Origin of the sequence: Ruegeria sp. R8_1, assembly GCF_017743815.1 — a bacterium.
In the GTDB taxonomy this organism is placed as follows: Bacteria; Pseudomonadota; Alphaproteobacteria; order Rhodobacterales; family Rhodobacteraceae; genus Ruegeria; species Ruegeria lacuscaerulensis_A.
The window spans coordinates 1-2,229 of sequence record NZ_JAGHRL010000016.1; the positions used below are offsets into that span (position 1 = coordinate 1).

Annotated in this window: 2 protein-coding genes; both read left to right on the forward strand. The window is 63.8% G+C overall.

Translation table 11 applies throughout. From position 1 onward, the window contains the following. Positions 1 to 1,343 (forward strand): molybdopterin cofactor-binding domain-containing protein (locus J7380_RS20210; protein ID WP_209198695.1); only part of this gene is annotated, 1,343 nt, incomplete at its 5' end. 101 nt (positions 1,344 to 1,444) lie between these two features. After that, on the forward strand, positions 1,445 to 2,229 hold a 785-nt coding region (locus tag J7380_RS20215), incomplete at its 3' end, for a xanthine dehydrogenase family protein subunit M (RefSeq protein ID WP_209198697.1).

Sequence of the window (2,229 nt, forward strand, 5' to 3'; positions counted from 1 at the left end):
TGCACGGCACGCTGATGGCGGGCAATTACAAGACGCCGGTCATTCAGGTGAACGTGAAGGCAATGTTCACCAACACGGTGCCGGTGGATGCCTATCGCGGTGCCGGCCGGCCCGAGGCGACCTATCAGCTGGAGCGCGTCGTCGACAAAGCCGCGCGCGAGCTGGGGGTCGATCCGATTGCGCTGCGGCGTCAGAACTTCATCACCCAGTTCCCCTATGACACGCCGGTGGCGCTGACCTATGACACCGGGGATTACAACGGGACCATGGACAAGCTTGAGGCCGCCGCCGATCTGGCGGGCTTTGCCGCGCGGCGTGCGGAAAGCGAGGCCAAGGGCAAGCTGCGCGGTCTGGGCATCAACTGTTATATCGAGGCTTGCGGCATCGCGCCGTCGAACATCGTTGGCATGCTGGGCGCGCGCGCGGGTCTGTATGACGCGGCAACTGTGCGGGTGAATGCCACCGGATCCATCAGCGTCATGGTTGGCGCGCATAGCCACGGTCAGGGGCATGAGACTGCCTTCCCGCAGGTTGTGGCCGACATGATCGGCATCGATGAATCGATGGTCGAGATCGTGCATGGCGACACCTCGAAGATCCCGTTTGGCATGGGCACCTATGGCTCACGCTCGCTGGCGGTCTGTGGCTCGGCCATGGTGAAGGCCACCGAGAAGGTGATCGACAAGGCCAAGAAGATCGCCGCGCACCTGCTGGAGGCGTCGGAGGCCGATATCGAGCTGAAGGACGGTCAGTTCAGCGTCGCAGGCACCGACAAGTCGGTGGCCTGGGGCGATGTGACCCTGACGGCCTATGTGCCGCATAACTACCCGCTGGAGGTCGAGCCGGGGCTGGAGGAGACCGCGTTTTACGACCCGGCCAACTTTACCTTCCCCTCGGGCGCCTATGCCTGCGAGGTCGAGCTGGACCCCGAGACCGGCAAGGTCAGTATCGAGGCCTTCACCGCCGCCGATGACTTTGGCAATATCGTCAACCCGATGATCGTGGATGGCCAGGTGCATGGCGGTATCGGTCAGGGTATCGGTCAGGCTCTGTTGGAGAACTGCGCCTATGACGAGAATGGCCAGCTGCTGAGCGCGTCCTTCATGGATTACGCCATGCCGCGCGCCGATGATGTGCCGTTCTACGGCGTCGATCATTCCAGCCAGACGCCGTGCACGCATAACCCGCTGGGTGTGAAGGGCTGTGGTGAGGCCGGAGCCATTGGCTCACCGCCGGCTGTGGTCAATGCGGTTCTGGATGCGATGAACTCGGGCGGAAAAGCGGTGGATCACATCGACATGCCGGTCAGCCCGTCGCGCGTTTGGGCGGCGATGAACAGCTGAGTTGGAGAGGTTGGGGTGCGAGGGGCCAGCCCCTCGCGCTCCCCGGGATATTTATAGCCAGATGAAGAGCGGATCTGTGTTCTTCGGAAAGGAAAAGCGGAATGTATAATTTCGAGTTTGAGAAGCCCTCGAGCATCGCCGATGCGGTGGCTGCGTTGGGGGCTGAGGATGCGCAGGCGTTGGGGGGTGGCCAGACGCTGATCCCGACGTTGAAGCAGCGGTTGGCGGCGCCCTCGGCGCTGGTGTCGCTGAGCGGGATTGCCGAGATGCAGGGGGTTTGCATCGAGGATGATGGCTCGGTCGCTATCGGTGGGGCGACGACCCACGCCACGGTGGCGCGCGAAGCGGCGGCAAGCTATCCGGCGCTGGCGGCATTGGCCGGCCAGATCGGCGATCCGGCGGTGCGCAATCGCGGCACCATTGGTGGCTCGGTGGCCAACAATGATCCGGCGGCCTGTTATCCGGCAGGGGTGCTGGGGTCCGGCGCGACCGTTGTGACCAATACGCGGCAGATCGCAGCGGATGATTTCTTTCAGGGCATGTTCACCACCGCGCTGGACGAGGGTGAGATCATCACCCAGATCCGCTTCCCGGTGCCGCAGGCCGCAAGCTATCAGAAGTTCCTGCAGCCTGCCTCGCGCTTTGCGTTGGTGGGTGTCTACCTGGCGCGGTTCGCGGATGGCGTCCGCGTCGCCGTCACCGGTGCCAGCGAAGACGGCGTGTTCCGCTGGTCCGAGGCCGAGGAGGCCCTGACCAAAGAGTTCCGCGCCGACGCCCTGATGGGCCTGAAGGTGAACCCAATGAACATGATCGGCGACCTCCATGGCAGCAAAGACTACCGCGCACATCTGGTCAGCGTCATGACCAAACGCGCCGTCCAAGCCTG